The sequence below is a fragment of the Embleya scabrispora genome (assembly GCF_002024165.1).
In the GTDB taxonomy this organism is placed as follows: domain Bacteria; phylum Actinomycetota; class Actinomycetes; order Streptomycetales; family Streptomycetaceae; genus Embleya; species Embleya scabrispora_A.
On sequence record NZ_MWQN01000001.1, the window covers coordinates 5,583,908 to 5,598,618 of the forward strand.

Here is a 14,711-nt window from a genome sequence, read left to right on the forward strand (position 1 = left end):
TTCGCTCCTCCGCCGTCCCGGTGCGACCTGCGCGATAGCGGTCGGCGCGGCGGCGGCGAGCGTCGGCCCCGAGCGCATCCGCGTCCGGTCGGGGACGCCCGGGGCCTTGCGGTACGGCTCAAATGTGTTGACCTTCGCGGTGATCACCTTGGTACGGTCCGGCCGTGTTCACACTCGCCGAACCTCCGCTCTTCGCCCGCCTCCGGGATGCCCGCTCGGTGCTGATCGCCGGGGCGGGCGGTGGATTCGACGTGTTCGCCGGGCTGCCGCTCGGCATCGCGTTGACGGACGCGGGCAAGCGGGCGCACTTCGCCAATCTGTCGTTCGTGACGGTGGATCACCTGCCGTCCTCGGTACGCGTGGCGCCGGGGCTGGCCGCGGTGCGGTCGGACACGCCGGGGAACGACGACTACTTCCCCGAGCGGGCGCTGGCGATGTGGCTGTCGCGCAACGGCTTCCCGGACACGGTGTACGCGTTCGCGAAGACCGGGGTGAAGCCGCTGCGGGCGCTGTACCGGCGCCTGGTGCGGGACCTGGACATCGACGCCATCGTGCTGGTCGACGGCGGGACCGACATTCTGATGCGCGGCGACGAGGCGTCCCTCGGCACACCGGAGGAGGACATGGCCAGTCTGGCCGCGGTCGCCGGGGTGGACGTACCGGTCCGGTTGGTGGCCTCGCTCGGGTTCGGGATCGACGCCTACCACGGGATCTGCCACGCGCAGGTGTTGGAGAACCTGGCCGCGCTCAGCCGGTCCGGGCACTATCTGGGCGCGCTGTCCATCCCGCGCGAATCGCGGGAGGGCACGCTGTTCCTGGACGCGGTGGCATACGCGAATCGGGTCACCCCGCGCCGCCCGAGCATCGTGCAGGGTTCGGTGGGCGCGGCGCTGACCGGCCGGTTCGGCGACGCGCACTTCACCGAACGCACCGGGAACAGCGAACTGTTCATCAATCCGCTGATGAGCGTGTACTTCACCGTCGACCTGGCCGGCCTGGCCGAACGCTCGCTCTACCTCGACCGACTGGAGGGCACCCGCAACATCTGGGAAGTCTCGTCGCGCATAGCGGAGTTCCGCGACGAGTTGCCGTCGACCCGGCCCAGGCGGGCGATCCCGCACTGAGGCCGATCGGCCGTCAGGTCTCGCGCAGCGGGTGGTAGTCGTCCGGGCTCAGGCCGAACGTCCAGGCCACGCCCTCGCGGGCGGTCTCGGTGTCCGGCGGGACCCGCAACCAATAGGTGCGGACGCTGCCGTCGGGCTCCGGGGTGGAGTTGAGCACCTCGACCATCACGATCGGCTCGTCGTCGTCGAGGTCGATCTCCCACAACACGCCGGTCTCGTCCCGGTCGAGCGGCCGGCCGCCCATCTCGCGCAGATAGCGGTCGTAGCCGTAGATCTCCAGCATGACCCGGCGCAGTTCGGCGTTGCGCTCGTTCCGGATGGCCCGTGCGGTCAGCCGGCTGCCGCCGGGACCGAGGCCGCCGACGAAGGCGGCCGGTACGGGCATCCCGCGCCACGCGTGCAGCGCGAAGCCGTCGGCGTACACGAGCGCGGGGCCGTCGCCGTCGTGCAGTCGGGAGTGGTCGTCGCGGCGCAGGACGGTGGGCCGTTCGCTGACGAGGGCGACCCGCTCGTGGGGCCACCACCAGCCGACGTGGCGGGCCACCTCGCCCAGTTCGGCCACGATGGGGAACTCGAACTCCGGGAAACACCTGCGCAGTCCGTCGAACACCGCCAGCCACGCCCCGTCGAACTGGCCGCCGAGGGCGCTGTACGTGGTCGCGCGGACCTTGTCGGCGACGTCCCATCGGCCCGGGACGGAAGCCGCGCGTCTGGTGGGGGTGCGTACGGAGGGGTCCGTCGCGCCGACGCCGGCGTGTACGGCCTCGCGGATCCGCTCGGTCAACTCGCGGGTGGGCTCCCACAGCCTCGACGTGGCCTCGTTCCAGGCGAGTTGCCAACCGGCCGCGCCGAGTGCCGCGCCGGCCTCGGCCTTGGCGGCCTGCCACGGCCCGCTCCACAGCCGCTCCTGTACGGGCCGACCGGGACGGCCGGGCACCTTCACCGACAACCGCGTGGCGGCCAGGTCGGCCGGCCGACACGTACCGGAGGCCACCGTCGCCGCGACCGCCGCCGCGAGTGGCGAGTCGTACCAGACCACCCGCTCGGGCTCCGCCATCCCGGCGGCGCGGTACACCGCCCGGATCGCCCGCTCGGCCGCCTCCCGATCGGCCCCGCCGGTGGCGGAGACCACCTCGGCCCAGTGGTCGGCGGCCTCCTGCAACACCACCCGATCCGCGTCCCGGAGCACTCGGACCGGCCCGTTGCCGGGACGCGAGCGAATCACGCCCGTCGCGCGGCGGGGCCCGGGGTGCGCGGGAGCGGGCACCGGGGGTGGGACGAGATGAGCGGGGACGCCCTTGTGGGCCGTTGACGCGTCGCGCGGGGCCTCCGTCTCGCGCGCCATGCTCGCCACGTTCGCCCGGAGCGCGGACCAGGCCGCGGCGGCCGGATTGGCGGGCGGCGCCGGGCGGGGCGCCGGGTGCGCGGCCGGCGCCTTACGGGGCAGCGCGATGCCGGGCAGTCGGCGGGGCGGCGGGGCCATCGTGTCTCCCAAGACTCGCAGTTCGCGCCGACACGCTAACCACCCCCACCGACACCACCTCCCCCCAACCGACCCCCAGCCGACCCCCAACCGACCCCCAACCGGCCCCCAGCCGCACGCACCCGGCCCCGCCCACCACGCCTGCGCCGCACCCGACCGCGCCGACCGCACCCGCGCCGCGCTTGTATCGCGCCCGACCGCGCCCACTACGCCGGTACCGCGCCCGGCCGACACCCCACCGCGCTTGGTCCGGCCCCGAGATTGCGCCCACCGCGCCTGCGCCGCACCCGACTACGGCTGACCAGGTCTGCGCCGCGCCCGACCGGTCCGCGCCGCGCCCGACCGCGCCCGGCCGCGGGCGTGCGGGTCAGTAGCCCGTTGGGCGGATCAGGCCGGATTCGTAGGCGTATACCGCTGCCTGGGTGCGGTCGCGTAGGGACAGCTTGACGAGGATTCGGCCCACGTGGGTCTTCACCGTCTGTTCCGCCACCACCAAGCCGGCGGCGATCTCGGCGTTGGACAGGCCCTGGGCGATCAGGGACAGGACCTCGGTTTCGCGTTCGGTCAGGTCGCCGATCCGGCCCTTGGCGGGAATCTTCGGGGCGCCGGCCAGGCGGGCGTACTCGGCGATCAGGCGTTTGGTGAGGTTGGGCGCGAGCAGGGCGTCGCCGGCGGCCACCACCCTTACCGCGTGGGCCAGTTCCTCGGCCGAGGCGTCCTTGAGCAAAAAGCCCGACGCGCCGGCGCGCAGCGCCTCGTACACGTACTCGTCCAGGTCGAAGGTGGTCAGTACGAGAACCTTGGCCGCGGCGTCGGCGGGACCGGTGATGCGGCGGGTGGCCTCGATGCCGCCCAGGCGCGGCATCCGGATGTCCATCAGCACCACGTCGGGGGCCAGTTCGGCGACCATCGCGACCGCGTCGAGGCCGTCCACCGCCTGGCCGACCACCTCGATGTCGGGCTCGGCGTTCAGCAGCACGGTGAACCCCTGCCGGACCATCACCTGGTCGTCGGCGATCAACACCCGCACGGTCACGAACCGTTCCCCCTCACGTACCACTCCCCAGCGGCAACCGCGCCACCACCTCGTAACCGCCGCCGGGAATCGGCCCGTCGGCGAACTCGCCCCCCAGCATGGCCACCCGCTCCCGCATGCCGAGCAACCCGTGCCCCCCGCCCTCCGCGCCCGCCCCGACCCCGGCCACGACCCCCGCCGCGGGCGGCGCCGTATTGGCCACCCGCAGGGCCAATCCCGTGGCCTGGTACCCCACCTCCACCCGGATCGTCGCCCCGGGCGCGTGCCGCAGCACGTTGCTGAGCGCCTCCTGCACGATGCGAAACGCGGACAACTCGACCCCCGGCGACAACGCCCGGCGCTCGCCGGTGATCCGGGTCTCGACGTCGAGGCCGGCGCCGCGTACGTTGTCGACCAACTCGTCCAGCCGGTCCAGGGTCGGCTGCGGGACGTGCCGCATGGCACTCGACAGGTCGTCCTCGGAGCGCAAGACGCCCAGTACCCGGCGCAGTTCGGCGAGCGCGTCCACCGCGTTCGCCCGGATGCCGATCAGGTTCTCCCGCAACGCCTCGGACGGCTCGGCCACCAGATGCGGCGCGACCTGCGCCTGGATCGAGATCACCGACATGTGATGGGCGACCACGTCGTGCAACTCCCGGGCGATCCGGGTGCGTTCCTCCAGCAGGGTGCGTCTGGCCCGTTCCTCGGCGGTGAGTTCGGTCTGCGCCTCCAACTGCGTCCGGGCCTCCCTGCGGCCGCGCAGCGCCGCACCGACCAGCACCGTGACGCAGAAGATCACGGCGGCCCGGTACAGATCGGGGTTGTGCACGGGCGACGCGGCCAGGGTGCACACCGCCCCCGCCAGCACGCTGATCCCCAGCGCCTCGGCCGCGATCCGCGGGCGCATCCGCAGCGCCAGTACGAACAACACGGCGGCGTGCAGCGCGATGCCGCTCCCGGTCCACGGGTACATCTGCGACCCCTGTGGCCTCGCGAGCACCGCGACCAGGACCATCGTCACGGTCACCGCCCACCAGGCCCGCACCGGCCGCTGTACCGAGCACACGACCGCCAGCGGCGGGATCGCGCCCAGCACCACGCCGAGTCCCTGGCCCAGGCCGTACTGCCAAATGGCCTCGTTGACGCCGATGATCCCGATCGGGAAAACGACGAACGCGACCAGGAGCAGCAGCACCGGCTGCCAGTCGCGCCAACTCCGCGGCAGCGGATCGGGCCGCGCCGTCCACAGGTCGTCACGGAGTGTACGGGTCAGGGTGCCCAGTGCCGATCCGAATCGGCCCCCGCTGCCCTCCCGCACAAGACCAACCCTAGGCACGCCCTACCTCCGCCGTCCGGGCGGGTCGATGCCCGACCCGGCCCCGGCACCGAAGCTACGCACCGCCCCCACCGGCGCGCATCCCGCCGCGGAGCCGCCTTGCCGACTGGCTCGGAGGTATGACGGGTATGACGGCCCGGACGCGACCGCCCACCCCTCAACCGGGCTCCTTGACCCCCGCCAGCATCCCCTCGATGCGGTCCGGCGGCCCGGGGCGGGAGAAGTACCACCCCTGCCCCGCGTCGCATCCGATCGCCCGCAGCCGCTCGGCCTGGACCGCCGTCTCGATGCCCTCGGCCGTCACGGTGAGCCCGATGGCGTGCGCCAACTCGACCAGCGAGGCCACGATCCGCCCGTCCACCGGGTCCGAGTCGCCGGGCTGGCGCAGGCCCTCGACGAACGAACCCGCGATCTTGAGTTCGCACACCGGCAGTCGGCGCAGATAGGCCAGGTTCGAGTAGCCGGTGCCGAAGTCGTCGATCGCGATCCGGATGCCCATCGCGGCCAGTTCGCGCAGCCGTTCCAGCGGACCACCGTCGGTGGACATGATCTGACTCTCGGTCAGCTCGAATTGCAGCCGGCCCGGATCCAGGCCGGTCTCGGCCAGCACCCGCTCCACCTGCCGGACCAGGCCCGGTTCGCGGCACTGGCGTTCGGCCAGGTTGACGCTGATGAACGGCGCGCTGTCCGGCTCCAGGTCCTGCCAGCGGCGGGCCTCGCGGCAGGCCTGTTCCAGCACGTGCATGCCCAGCGGCACGATCAGGCCGGTCTCCTCGGCCAGGCCGATGAAGCGGTCCGGTCCCACCAGGCCGTTGCGCGGATGGCGCCAGCGCACCAGCGCCTCGACGCCGAGCACGCCGCCGTCGGCGAGGGAGACCAGCGGCTGGTAGTCGACGTAGAACTCGCCGTGATGCAGCGCGGCGGGCATCTCCGCGGACAGCGTGTAGCGGGCCACCTCGCGGTCGTTGCGGTCGGTGTCGAACACCGTCCACCGGCCGCGGCCGTCGGACTTGGCCCAGTACAGCGTTATGTCGGCCGCCCGCAGCGTGTCCGCCGGGCTGGTGCCGGCCACCGGCCGTTCGACGATGCCGATGCTCGCGGTGACCGTCAGATCGTGGCCGCGGATCCGGAACGGCTCGCGCAGCGCGGCGAATACGCCGTCGGCGAGCGCCACCACCTGGCCGGTCCCGGTGGAGTGCTCGACCAGGATGACGAACTCGTCGCCGCCCATCCGCGCCATCAGATGCCCGGCCTGGCCCGCGTACCGGCTCAGCCGCCGGGCGACCGCGACCAGCAACTGGTCGCCCACGTCGTGCCCGAGGCTGTCGTTGACCACCTTGAACCCGTCCAGGTCCAGATAGCACAGGCCGACCCGATCGCCGGGGCCCGGGTGTTCGAAGGCCGCGGTCAGTCGTTCGACGAACAGCGCGCGGTTGGGCAGCCCGGTGAGTTGGTCGTGCATCGCCTGGTGGCGCAGCCGGGTGTGCAGGCGGTGGCGGTCGGTGACGTCCTCCAGCATGCAGACCTGGTACTCGGGGTTGCCCTTGGAGTCGCGGACCAGGGAGAGCGACAGGTGTGTCCACAACGTCTCGCCGTCGGCGTTCTCGAACTGCTTCTCCAGCGCGAAGTGATCCCGCTCGCCGGTGACCAACTCGTCGTAGAGCTTCCACATGTGGTCGGTGTCGCCGGCGTGCATGAAGTCGCGGACCTGCCGCTTGCACATCTCCTCGACACTGGCCGCGAACATGGTCGTCATCGCCTGGTTGACGTCGATCACGTTGCCGTCGACGTCGCCGATCCCGATGCCGATCGCGGCCTGGTCGAAGACCGCCCGAAAGCGCGCCTCGCTCGTGTGCAGCGCGTGTTCGGCGTTGTCCCGCGCGACCAGGACGGCGGCGTGGATGGCCTCCTGCTCGTCCAGTGTGCGCCGCCGCAGGGCCTCCGCGTAGCCCGCCGCGAGCGCCCCGGTGAGCGCGGAGACCCGCTCCAGCCAGACGTCGGGATCGTGGCCCTGGGCGGCGGCCTTGGCGCGCAGCACGGGCCACCAGGGGCCGACCAGGCCCAGCGTGCGCTCCAGCGTCCCGCTGCCGGTGAAGTGTTGCCCGACCAGCGACGCGCCGACCTCGCGGGCGATCGCGGGGTCGAACGGATCGGAACGCAGCGCGTGGGCGAGGCGCTCGGCCTGCCCGCGCAGGTACTCCTCGATCTCGGCTCCGCTCAGCGGGACGAAGCTGGTGCCCTCGATGGTGCGGGCCCAGTCGCGGGCGAAGCGGCTCAGCGACCCCTCGGCCCCGTCGAAGCGCGCGTCGTCCGTTCCGCCGCTCACCCTGTGCTCCCCACGGTGGTCCAGCGCCGGTCGGCTCCCCGGCACGCCTGGAGCCACGTGCCCGGCGCCCACGATGGTCGATCCACCGCCCCACCTTTCCTCCTCGGGGGCGATCCGCCACCGCGCAATGTCGGTGCGGTCGCCTCTCGGACGAGCCGGCCACAATCCCCAGCGGCCGTGTGAACGAGCCACATCACCCGTTATCACCCGTTCGGACGAGCCGGATGATACGTCCGACACGTCCCGACGATCGCGTGATCATCGTTGACGGTATCCGCCGCGGCGCGGAAACGTCTTGCAGTTGGACACGGCGCGAGGAGCATCACTCCGGAGAGGGACAGGTGGTGCGCGCGGGTCCGTACCGAATTGTGGCGTACGCCCGCGTGCTCCGGCGCACGCAGGGCGCCCGACGCGATGACTGACGGACCATCAGGTTGTTGCCCCCGGGTAACGGTACGCTCTACCGGCTCGCGTCGGCGAGTCGGGGCGCCGCCGCGACCGGCGTTCGGCGACCCGTCCGGAGAGAGGATGTGGTCCCGATGATGGTCGAGTTGGCGGTGGGCGACGCGTACGGCGCCGGGTTCGAGTACGCGGAGCGCTCGTTCGTCACGCGAGGCAACACACTCGCCGGTTATGTGCAGCATCCCCGTCATCGTGACGTGCTGCCGGGTCGATATACGGACGACACGCAGATGAGTATCGCGGTCGCCGAGTGGTTGCTCGGTGACGATCGCGGAATTCCGGCGCTGGCGGATCTGTTCGTGCGGGCGTACAAGCGGGATCCGCGCGCCGGATACGCGCGGGGGTTCCGGGGCGTACTCGAGGAAGTCGCCGACGGCACACGGCTTCTGGAGGTGCTGCGACCGGAGAGCGACAAGAGCGGCGCGGCGATGCGGGCGGGCGTGATCGGGCTGCTGCCGGATCGGGACGAGGTGCGGCGCACGGCGGCGCTCCAGGCCCGGATCACCCACCGCACGCCGGGCGGGATGACCTCGGCCGCGGCGGCGGCGCTGGCGGTGCACTACTGCCGGTACGGGCTCGGCCCGGTCGCCGAGCTGCCGGGTTGGCTGGCGGCGAACCTGCCCGCGTCCACCGGCCCGACGGTGTGGACCGAGCCGTGGCGAGGCAAGGTCGGCTCCGCCGGGATGGACAGCACCCGCGCGGCGGTCACCGCGCTCGCCGCGCGCACCGGCACGGCCGCGCTCCTGCGCGCGTGCGTCGCGTACACCGGCGACGTGGACACGGTGGCCACCATCGCGCTGGCGGCGGCGAGTTGTTCGGCGGAGTACGCCCAGGACCTGCCGAGCGCGCTGCTGACGGGCCTGGAGGACGGCCCGTACGGCCGGGGCCATCTCGCGGGCCTGGACGCGCGGTTGACGGCGCGGTTCGGCTGAGCCGCGCGCCGGGTGAAAGGCGGGCGAAAGATCGCCTCGGCCGCGTCCCGAGGGGTGGGCGGCCGAAAGACGAGAGGCCCCCGGCGAACCGGGGGCCTCTCGTCTGCCTGGAGCCCCAATACGGAATCGAACCGTAGACCTTCTCCTTACCATGGAGACGCTCTACCGACTGAGCTATTGGGGCCTGCGCGGCGAAAACTTACCGGATCCGCGTTCGGTCTGCCAACTTGATCCGTTCGGGTCGCCGGCCCGGCCCGGGAGCGGTTGCGCACCCGGGCTCGCGCCCGCCCCCGGAGCGGCGCTCACCACTCGCCGGGGCTCATCGTGAAGTGCGCGTAGGGCACCGTCCAGACCACCTCGCCGGCGGTGTGCGCGGGCTCGCCGTAGGCGGTGCCGTGGTCGCTGGTGACGATCGCGAAGCACGGCCGGCGGTAGCTCATCGCGCGAAACAGCCGGCCGATGTGCCGGTCCACGTATTCCAGCGCCGCCGCGTGGGTGTCGCGGGTGTCGCCGTCGGCGGCGGTGGCACCGGGGGTGTGGAACCAGTTCGGGTGGTGCACGGCGGCGACGTCGACGAGCAGGAACAACCGGCGCTCCGGGTCCAGGCCGCCGACCACCAGCTCGGCCCGGGCGACCTGGGCCTCGAAGGAGATCGGTGAGGTGACGCCGAGTTCGGGGTCCCAGTGGCTCTCGGCGAACATCCCGGGCAGCACCGAGTCGAGCGCGCCCTGCTTGTCGAAGCAGCCGACCCCGCCGATGCACGCGGTGTGGTAGCCGGCCTTGGTCAGCGCGCTGGGCAGGTCCGGGGTGTCGAACAGCCAGGTGTGCGCGCCGGTCGTCTCGGTGTCGCCGAGGCGGGAGGCGAACAGGCGCGGGTGCGGGCCGGGTCCCTCCGGGGTGGGCAGGTAGCCCGCGAGGAACGCGGTGTGCGCGGCGAAGGCGAGCCGCGCCGGGGTCTGCCGGCGCTGCCAGCCGCCCTCGGGCAGGACCCGCGCGAGATTGGGCAGTCGGCCGGCCGCCGCGAGCTCGACGGCCACGTCGTACCGCAGCGCGTCGAGCGTGACGAGCAGCAGGTCCTGCTCACCCACGACGGCGTTCATGTCGGGATCGGTCATATCGGACATGCCACCTGCTCCGCTTCTGCTCGGGTGTTCGGGGCCGCCGCCGGTGGCCCGCACGCGGGCGGCGAGTGGATCGCCCATGCCTACCAGAGGGAGGGGACTCTTCGAGGGATAACCCCCTCGCCGGTTCGGATCCGCCCGTGTATGTTGTTCTCAGATTAAGAAGATCTCAACCGGAGAACAACCGTCGAGTCGGTGTCGGGAACGTGAACCGACAGGGCCGCGTCGGACGTGCATCGCCATGAGCACACGGGAGGGAATCGCGATATGGCCGAGACCGCCACCACCGAACGCGACTGGCTCGCGTCCTACGACCCCAGGGCCTTCGAGCCGATCGCGGTGACCGTCGACATCGTCGCGCTGACGATTCGTCAACTCGGCCCGCCGGCCGGGGCGTCGGTCGATCCGGAGGGCGGAGCGGGGGGCGGGGCCGGGGGCGACTCGGAGGCGGGGACGGAGCCGGAGGCCGGCCGGGAAGCCGGCGAGGGAGCCGAGAGCGCCGCCAAGGCGCTGCACGTGCTCCTGGTCCGGCGCGGCGAGATGCCGTTCGCGGGCCGGCTCGCGCTGCCCGGCGGCTTCGTCCGCCCGGTGATCGATCCGGACGGCACCCGGCACGAGGAGGACCTCGCCGAGGCCGCCGAGCGCGAACTCGCCGAGGAGACCGGGCTCGCCGCCGGCACCCGGCTCGACCGGCTCCACCTCGAACAGCTGGGCACCTACGGCGCGCCCGGCCGCGACCCGAGGATGCGGATCGTCTCGGTCGCCCACCTCGCCTTCGCCCCGGACCTGCCCGACCCGACCGCCGGCGGCGACGCCGCCCACGCGCAGTGGGTCCCAGTCGCCGACGTCGACCCGGCCGATCTGGCCTTCGACCACGCGCGCATCCTCGCCGACGGCCTGGAGCGCGCCCGCGCCAAGCTCGAATACTCGCCGCTGGCCACCGCGTTCGCGGGCGAGGAGTTCACCGTCACCGAACTGCGCGAGGTCTACCAGGCGGTGTGGGGCCGGCCGATGCACGCCGGCAACTTCCACCGCAAGGTGCTCTCGGTACCCGGCTTCGTCCGGGACACCGGCGCCACCACCGCCCGCGGCGGCGCGCGCGGCGGGCGCCGCGCCCGGCTGTACCGCGCGGGCCCCGCACGTCTGCTGCACCCGGCGCTGCTGCGCCCGTCCCCGGAGGAGGACTCCCGATGACCAGGACGCCCGGCACCACCTCGACCGGCCCCACCACCTTCGACGACGCGCTCGACCTGCTGGCCGGCGCACCGGACCCGCAGGGCGTCTTCGGGCCCTACGACGGCACACCGGAGGCCTGTCTGCGGGCGGGCAACCGCACCTATCGGCTGCTCGCGCGCCTGCTCCACCCGGACGCCGCGCCGGCCGACCGCCGCGCCGAGGCCGCCGCCGCGTTCACCCGGCTCGGCGAGTCGTGGAACCGCTATCAGCAGGACATCACCGGGGTGACCGGCCGTCAGGTGGTGATCACCACCAAGCGCCGGGTCTACTCGGTCGGCGGCGAGCGGGCGAGCGGCGACATCGCCACGCTCTACAAGGTCAACTACCGGGCCGAGGACGACGGCGAGGCGCGGGCGCTGCTCAAGCTGCCGCGCTCGGTCACCGACAACGACCTGATGGAGCGCGAGGCCACCGCCCTGGAGCGGATCGCGCGCGAGGGCGATCCGGAATACGCGAACTACGTACCCCGGCTGATCGAGACGTTCCGCCATCGCGACGCCGCGTCCGGTACCGAGCGGCGTGCCAACGTGATCGAACGGGTGCGCGGCTTCCGGTCGTTGGCCGAGGTGCGCGAGGCGTACCCGGACGGTCTGGACGCGCGCGACGTGGCCTGGATGTGGCGCCGACTGCTGGTCGCGATCGGATACGCGCACCGCGCGGGTGTGGTCCACGGCGCGATCACCCCCGACCACGTGCTGATCCACCCGCGCGAGCACGGCCTGGTCCTGGTCGACTGGTGCTACTCGGTGCTGCTCGACGGCCCGGCCGGCGCGGCCCCACCGGAGGCGATCCTGCGGGCGAAGGCGGTCGAGCACGTACCCGCGATGATCGACCGGCACGCCGACCTGTACCCGCCGGAGATCCCGGCCAAGCAGCCGCCGGAGACCGCCGCGGACGTCTACATGGCGACCCGCTGTGTCACCGGCCTGCTCGCGCCGGACGCGCCCAAGCCGCTGTTGCGCTTCGCCCGGGGCTGCTCGCTGCCCGCCCCGGCACGCCGTCCGCACGACGCGTGGAAGCTGCTCGGCGAGTTGGACGAACTGCTCGGCAAGCTCTACGGCCCGCGCCGCTTCCGGCCGTTCGCGATGCCCACGCGTCGCGAGTCGTAGGTCCCATCCGACGGAAGCGGCGGCGGTCTCCGCCCGCTTCCGTCGCACCTTCGGCCGGCCCGCTGGGCCGGCCGGACATCCACGCACGGATCCCTCCGTCCCGATCGGGGAGTGAGCACCATGGGTAGTGGCAATTGGTCCACCAACGTCTACGACGCGGCCCAGAGTTACAACCGGGCCAGCGGTCGCAGCGCGTTCCACTACGACCACGTCACCAAGAACAGCACGCCGCACAGCGCCTGGAAGGCGCACGTCGACCTGGATCCGGCGCTCGCGGGGATCCGGGAGAGCCGGGACAGCGACGAACACCCCATGTCGCTGGCCGTCTCGGTGCTGTTCGACGTGACCGGCTCGATGCTTCGCGTCCCGCAGACCCTGCAGACCAAGCTGCCCGAGCTGTTCGGACTGCTGCTGCGCAAGGGCTATGTGCAGGACCCGCAGATCATGTTCGGCGCGATCGGCGACGCGACCAGCGACCGAGTCCCCTTGCAGGTCGGCCAGTTCGAGTCGGACAACCGGATGGACGACCAGCTCGGCAACATCCTGCTCGAAGGCGGCGGCGGCGGGCAAAAGCGCGAATCCTACGAGCTGGCCCTGTACTTCATGGCCCGGCACACCTCGATCGACTGTCACGAGAAGCGCGGCAAGCGCGGCTACCTGTTCGTGATCGGCGACGAGATGCCCTACCGCAAGGTGCGCCGGTCGGAGGTGCTGGAGTTCATCGGCGACGACATCGGCGAGGACATCCCGATCGAGCGGATCCTGGCCGAACTGCGGCGCAAGTTCGAGGTGTACTACATCCTTCCGGCCGGGTCCTCCTATGTCGGCGACAAGGAGGTCCTGGGCGAGTGGAAGGGCCTGCTCGGGCAGCACGTGATCGAACTCGACGACCCCGACGGGGTCTGCGAGACGATCGCGCTGACCATCGGGCTCGCGGAGGACGCGATCGACCTGGACGAGGGCCTGGAGCACCTGCGCGACGTGGGCGCCGACGCGCAGGTGGCCAACGTGTCCAAGGCATTGGCCTCGTACGCCCGTTCCGGCGGCGCGGTGGCCGTCTCCGGCGCGCTGCCGGGCCTGGGCGAGGGCGACGGCGCGGGTACCACGCGCCTGTGACACCTCGTCATGTCGCGGTCGTCGACCTGGGGTTCGGCGACGCGGGCAAGGGCACCACGGTGGACCGGCTGTGCGCGCGAGGGCGTGCGGAGGGGCGGCCGGTCCACGCGGTGATCCGGTTCAACGGGGGTGCGCAGGCCGCGCACAACGTGGTAACCGACGACGGGCGGCACCACACGTTCGCCCAGTTCGGCTCGGGCACGTTCACCCCGGGCACGCGCACCCACCTGTCCCGGTTCGTGCTGGTGGATCCGCTCGCGCTGGCCGCGGAGGCCGAACACCTGCGCGCGCTCGGGGTGGCGGATCCGCTCGCGCTGCTCACGGTGGACCGGGACGCGCTGTTGACCACGCCGTACCACGCGGCGGCCAATCGGGCCCGGGAGTCGGCGCGCGGGGCGGGGCGGCACGGGTCGTGCGGGATGGGGGTGGGCGAGACCGCGGCCTTCGCGCTCGCCCACCCGGAACTGGTGCCGCGGGTGGGGGACTGCGGTGCGCCCCGACTGCTGCGTCGGCGGTTGAGCGCGGTGCGGGAGGTGTTGAGCGCCGAATTCGGGACACCGCTCGGACCCGACGTCGAGGCGTGCGTGGCCGCGTTCACCGGCTTCGGGCGGGCGGTGCGCGCGGTGGACGGGGGGTATACGGGCGAGCTGCTGCGGGCCGGGCGGGTGGTGTTCGAGGGGGCGCAGGGCGTACTGCTGGACGAGTGGCACGGGTTCCACCCGTACACGACGTGGTCGACCACGACGTTCGCGGGCGCGGAGGCGTTGGCCGCCGAAGCGGGGGAGGGGGTGTACCGGCTCGGCGTGCTGCGCACCTACACCACCCGGCACGGGCCCGGGCCGCTGCCGAGCGAGGACGCGGGGCTGACGGCCGCGCTGCCGGATCCGCACAACGGGACCGGGCGGTGGCAGGGCGCGTTCCGGGTGGGCCACTTCGACGCGGTCGCGCATCGGTACGCGGTCGCGGTGTGCGGGGGTGTGGACGGGCTCGCGCTCACCCACGCGGACGTGCCCGGACGGGTGCCGGGCCTGGGTGTGGTGCGCGCGTACGCCGGGCCCGAACCCGAGGCGAGTCCGGTCCCGGACCTGGCCCACGCGGAGCGGCTGACCGCGCTGATGGCGGCCGCGCGACCGGTGGTGGAGCCGGCGCCGTCGGCCGCCGAGTGGCCGGATTTCGCCGCTGCCCGGCTGGGTGCCCCGGTGACCTTGCTCTCGTTCGGTCCGCGCACCGGTGACAAGCGCGAGCGGGGGGTATTAGGCTCCTATTACTCTCCGGTAACATAGTGGTTCCGGGTCGATGGTCGGAGTCTTTTCCAGGACCGCGTACTCTCGGAACCAGAAGTTGACGGACCGTCAGAATTGAATGTGCCCTGTGTCACGCGTGTGCCTGTGCGCGGGCGTGGCATCGTGGCGCGAGATCGATGGATCTTGGGGCCGGAACCGTGGGCCCGT

At 72.6% G+C, this 14,711-nt stretch carries 11 protein-coding genes and 1 tRNA gene; 6 read left to right on the forward strand and 6 right to left on the reverse strand.

Annotated features, from left to right (window positions below):
- Positions 1-164: 164 nt before the first annotated feature.
- Positions 165-1,124, forward strand: a complete 960-nt coding sequence (locus B4N89_RS24630; protein WP_078977994.1) for a DUF1152 domain-containing protein — start codon at positions 165-167, stop codon at positions 1,122-1,124.
- A 13-nt stretch (positions 1,125-1,137) separates the two neighbouring features.
- Here B4N89_RS24630 and B4N89_RS24635 read toward each other — a convergent pair whose 3' ends face one another.
- The 4 genes from B4N89_RS24635 to B4N89_RS24650 form a co-directional block, all read right to left on the reverse strand.
- Positions 1,138-2,181 (reverse strand): DUF6745 domain-containing protein, encoded by a 1,044-nt coding sequence (locus B4N89_RS24635; RefSeq protein WP_414646428.1) that lies wholly within the window; start codon positions 2,179-2,181, stop codon positions 1,138-1,140.
- A 793-nt stretch (positions 2,182-2,974) separates the two neighbouring features.
- Positions 2,975-3,643, reverse strand: a complete 669-nt coding sequence (locus B4N89_RS24640) for a response regulator (protein ID WP_078979601.1) — start codon at positions 3,641-3,643, stop codon at positions 2,975-2,977.
- A gap of 13 nt (positions 3,644-3,656) precedes the next feature.
- On the reverse strand, positions 3,657-4,940 hold the full coding sequence (locus tag B4N89_RS24645) for a sensor histidine kinase (protein WP_235618765.1): 1,284 nt from the start codon (positions 4,938-4,940) through the stop codon (positions 3,657-3,659).
- 175 nt (positions 4,941-5,115) lie between these two features.
- Positions 5,116-7,284, reverse strand: coding sequence for a putative bifunctional diguanylate cyclase/phosphodiesterase (locus B4N89_RS24650; protein ID WP_201260896.1), 2,169 nt, complete (start codon positions 7,282-7,284; stop codon positions 5,116-5,118).
- Between the two features lie 539 nt (positions 7,285-7,823).
- Between B4N89_RS24650 and B4N89_RS24655 the strand changes: the two genes are divergently transcribed.
- Complete coding sequence (locus tag B4N89_RS24655; RefSeq protein WP_078979603.1) at positions 7,824-8,678, forward strand: ADP-ribosylglycohydrolase family protein; 855 nt, start codon at positions 7,824-7,826, stop codon at positions 8,676-8,678.
- Between the two features lie 108 nt (positions 8,679-8,786).
- On the opposite strand, the gene B4N89_RS24660 is transcribed toward B4N89_RS24655, so the two are convergent.
- A tRNA-Thr gene (locus B4N89_RS24660) sits at positions 8,787-8,862 on the reverse strand.
- Between the two features lie 118 nt (positions 8,863-8,980).
- Positions 8,981-9,778: an STM4013/SEN3800 family hydrolase gene (locus B4N89_RS24665; protein ID WP_201261002.1), complete on the reverse strand. Its 798-nt coding sequence runs from the start codon at positions 9,776-9,778 to the stop codon at positions 8,981-8,983.
- Positions 9,779-10,066: 288 nt separating this feature from the next.
- Between B4N89_RS24665 and B4N89_RS24670 the strand changes: the two genes are divergently transcribed.
- The 4 genes from B4N89_RS24670 to B4N89_RS24685 all read left to right on the forward strand — a co-directional run bounded on the left by B4N89_RS24670 (position 10,067) and on the right by B4N89_RS24685 (position 14,543).
- On the forward strand, positions 10,067-10,993 hold the full coding sequence (locus B4N89_RS24670) for an NUDIX hydrolase (RefSeq protein ID WP_078977997.1): 927 nt from the start codon (positions 10,067-10,069) through the stop codon (positions 10,991-10,993).
- The gene (locus B4N89_RS24675; RefSeq protein WP_078977998.1) at positions 10,990-12,144 is read left to right on the forward strand and encodes a lipopolysaccharide kinase InaA family protein; all 1,155 of its coding nucleotides are present in this window, start codon (positions 10,990-10,992) and stop codon (positions 12,142-12,144) included. The genes B4N89_RS24670 and B4N89_RS24675 overlap by 4 nt, the downstream gene beginning before the upstream one ends.
- A 120-nt stretch (positions 12,145-12,264) precedes the next feature.
- Positions 12,265-13,260: a hypothetical protein gene (locus tag B4N89_RS24680; RefSeq protein ID WP_078977999.1), complete on the forward strand. Its 996-nt coding sequence runs from the start codon at positions 12,265-12,267 to the stop codon at positions 13,258-13,260.
- Positions 13,257-14,543 (forward strand): adenylosuccinate synthetase, encoded by a 1,287-nt coding sequence (locus B4N89_RS24685; protein ID WP_078978000.1) that lies wholly within the window; start codon positions 13,257-13,259, stop codon positions 14,541-14,543. Before B4N89_RS24680 ends, B4N89_RS24685 begins: the two co-directional genes overlap by 4 nt.
- Positions 14,544-14,711: the final 168 nt, after the last annotated feature.

Coding starts and splice junctions, on each gene's coding strand:
- B4N89_RS24665 (WP_201261002.1), bottom strand. CDS start 9,778: ATGAACGCCGTCGTGGGTGAGCAGGACCTGCTGCTCGTCACGCTCGAC.
- B4N89_RS24655 (WP_078979603.1), top strand. CDS start 7,824: ATGATGGTCGAGTTGGCGGTGGGCGACGCGTACGGCGCCGGGTTCGAG.
- B4N89_RS24670 (WP_078977997.1), top strand. CDS start 10,067: ATGGCCGAGACCGCCACCACCGAACGCGACTGGCTCGCGTCCTACGAC.
- B4N89_RS24635 (WP_414646428.1), bottom strand. CDS start 2,181: ATGGCGGAGCCCGAGCGGGTGGTCTGGTACGACTCGCCACTCGCGGCG.
- B4N89_RS24675 (WP_078977998.1), top strand. CDS start 10,990: ATGACCAGGACGCCCGGCACCACCTCGACCGGCCCCACCACCTTCGAC.
- B4N89_RS24680 (WP_078977999.1), top strand. CDS start 12,265: ATGGGTAGTGGCAATTGGTCCACCAACGTCTACGACGCGGCCCAGAGT.